Source organism: Bartonella sp. LB28NMGDW, assembly GCF_042194435.1.
Classification (GTDB): domain Bacteria; phylum Pseudomonadota; class Alphaproteobacteria; order Rhizobiales; family Rhizobiaceae; genus Bartonella; species Bartonella grahamii.
In genome coordinates this window covers 1-3,088 of record NZ_JBHIMX010000052.1, presented here as the reverse complement: position 1 = coordinate 3,088, position 3,088 = coordinate 1, and the positions used below count along the sequence as shown (strand labels likewise).

Below are 3,088 nucleotides of genomic sequence, written 5' to 3'. Positions count from 1 at the left end.
TTGTTTAAAATACTTAGTTTAGTGCCGCCTGATGCCTTACCAATGGTGATAACAGTCGATTCCCCCGAACGGAGACTGCGTGCTAAAGTAATCTCTTCTTCTTCCTTAACAAGGATACTATCTCTTACATCAGCAATTTCCTTATTTGTTGTAAATAACTGCGATCCATTCACTGCCTGTTGTGAAGTCTCAGTGAGTTCTGCAGCCTTAACTTTCTTTATCTCTTTACCTCCAGCATCAATACCATCGGTCGTTATTTTCGGACCATCAGTAATGACCAGACCTTTTGCATCTAGGGTGGTTGTGCCTGCCTTTAAGCTCGTTAATGCAACATCTTGAGCCAAATCAAATTTTACATTATTATCTTTATCGCCTTTTGTAATGTTAAGATTTGTACTTCCAGTGGAAAAATCTACCGTGCTTTCAATCGCAACAGCCTTAGAATTTGCACCACCAACAGAGAGTTTCCAACCTTTATCGGCGTACTTTCTTAGCGCTTTCAACTGCGCAACATTCACTGCATCTGTATCTGCACTACCAGCTGCTACCGCTATAATCTGTCGCGTTTTTTTATCACCAACACTTCCAATACTCACTGCACCTGATGTGCTTTTCCATGACAATGCACTATCTGTTGCATCTGCATTCGCTATAGGATCATAACCACGCACACCAGCAGCAATATTAGCGATAGAATCATCCCCTAAAGAAACACTTCCTTCTGTCCTTGCTTCTGCATAAAAACCCAAAGCAGTAGAATACTTTGCGGTTGACTTTGCACGATGACCTATAGCAGTCGTAGCATACTCTAAAGCTTTAGAAACAGCACCAACGGCTGTGGAATAATCACTTTTCGCTGTTGTATGATCATCCTTCGCATCATTTTCATGATACTCAGAACCTATTGCGACACTGCTTTTACCCAAGGCATGAGCTGTGTAACCTATAGCAATGGTATCCTCTTTTGAGGCCAGCGAAGCATGGCCTATAGCAATACCTCTATTCCCATTTGCATTTGCTTGATGACCCATGGCTATACTATTTTTTGTTGTAGCATTTGTAAAGGGACCTATAGCAATAGCACTGCTAGCCGATACCAATGAATTAACACCAATAGCGATCCCCTGTATTTCCTTAGCTTCAGCTGATAAACCTATAGCAATTGTTCTTTCAGCTGTTGCCAACGCTCCAGCACAACCAAGTTTACCGCTTGTATTTTCACAATCTGGGTCAGATCTACCTATTGCAATACTTGAATAAGTAGTTGCCTTTGCAGTATCGCCCAACATAATACCTTGATCAGCTTTCGTGTCTCGCTGCAGTTCACTAACAGGAATAAGTTGTCTTGTTGTCAAAGTATTTATTGTGGAATTATTATCACTGTTACTAGAAAGAGTATTGACCAGAAAATTTGCGTAGTCACTGGTAGCATCCACCTTAGGTGTTGTCGCAACATTCAACGCTGTTATATAATTTTCCTTTGATGCATTAGAAGCATCTAACTCACTGTTATCGCCATCATAAGCAGAAATAACATTTCGTGGAGCTCCTACAACAGCGCTCTCGACACCTTCAAGGAATATTTTGCTTACATCGACATTTGCCGAAAAACTAGGAGAAACATTCGATAAAAACGCAACTATTGCAGCCAACAAAAGCGCCCTCACCAAAGACAACGGATAAGGAAAATGAATCCCATTTGCATCATCGTGTGCTAGTGTGGCATATGATTTTTTCATAATAAATTCTCCAATGAAAAAACTTAAAAACACCTCCAAAACATAAAAAAGACACATTTTAGCATTATTGATCTTCTCGGAATTCAGAATGGAGGATCGTTGCTTAGCGTGTGAACGTTTTGAGTCTTTAGTTTTTTGCGCTTTCTGTGTTGAGGCTTAAATGTTTATTTTTGATTTATGTTTTTTGGACATAAAGGTAATGCATTTAAAGTCTATGGGTTTTGATGTTCTGTTTTCCCTAAATAAAAAAGAGGTATTGCATATTTAATATTACTTTTTACTTTGTAGTCTCTACTATAAAATCCTTTGAAAAAGGTTTTAGTTTTATTAGAAAGCATTTTTTTGTTAATAACAAGTAAAGTAAAAAGAAATTGTAATATGTTCGGGATATAGATTCCTTGGAAAATCGTTTTTTATTTAGGTTTTCTCTTTTTAAAATGTCATGTAATGATATATGTGTGATTTTGTGATGTGCCTTTTATTTTTACGCACTACTTATCTCCCCTTTGAAAGTTATTTTATCAAAATGAGTCTTACTAATATACATTTCCGTATCGTTATAGACTGTTCAAGAAAATAGCAACATAAAAATATAACTTTTTAGCAATACGGATTCTATTTGTGATATTTTTGCAATAAAAGCATATAAGGGTCTTCTATAAAACCTTAAAGTTTATATCGTCATCAAATATTATGCTTATCTCTAGATAAATACTGTACGTCTGTAAAAAAAATCACCCTCATTAATAATATTATTATAATATATATTTCTCTCATAAGGAAAACACTCTCTTAAAAAGAAATATCGATTATTCAAATAATTCCTTTTGGAGATGATAAATGATTTTTTCATATAAAATTTCACAATAAAAAATACATTTTTACTCGAAATACACCCTTATCTTCTATTGCTATTCATTTATGATGAGAATAACTTTCCTTCTCTTAAAATGCCACATGTAACGCATTTGATAAGAGAAGGAAAATTTACTTCGAATTTTCTATTTTTAATTCAGTGTTATCCTAAATCCAGCACCTATCCCCCAATGTCCTCCAGCACTCGTTGCAGATATGTTAGAGCGAAATCTTCCATTTTCAGACATATAACCAGCCCCAATAGCAAATGCGGATTGACTGCGCCATAAACCACTACCAAATGAAAAACTCAATTTTCCTGGTGTATCGTCATAGCTTAAATTCGATACTGCCAAACCAATCGCTGCAGCTTGTCTTGCTTCCTTGCGAACATCCTCAACAGCATAATTTAACGTCTCAAACTTCATATCCGTATACGAATTAGCCTCATTAACTCCATCTTTTACAATATGAGAAACTTTCTCATCCGTATA

At 36.1% G+C, this 3,088-nt stretch carries 1 protein-coding gene and 1 pseudogene; both read right to left on the bottom strand.

From position 1 onward, the window contains the following. Positions 1-1,739, bottom strand: a pseudogene (locus tag ACFIKG_RS08885) (hypothetical protein); the annotation flags it as partial. Positions 1,740-2,746: 1,007 nt separating this feature from the next. Next, the coding region (locus tag ACFIKG_RS08880) for a YadA-like family protein (protein ID WP_375652157.1) at positions 2,747-3,088 on the bottom strand (342 nt) is incomplete at its 5' end.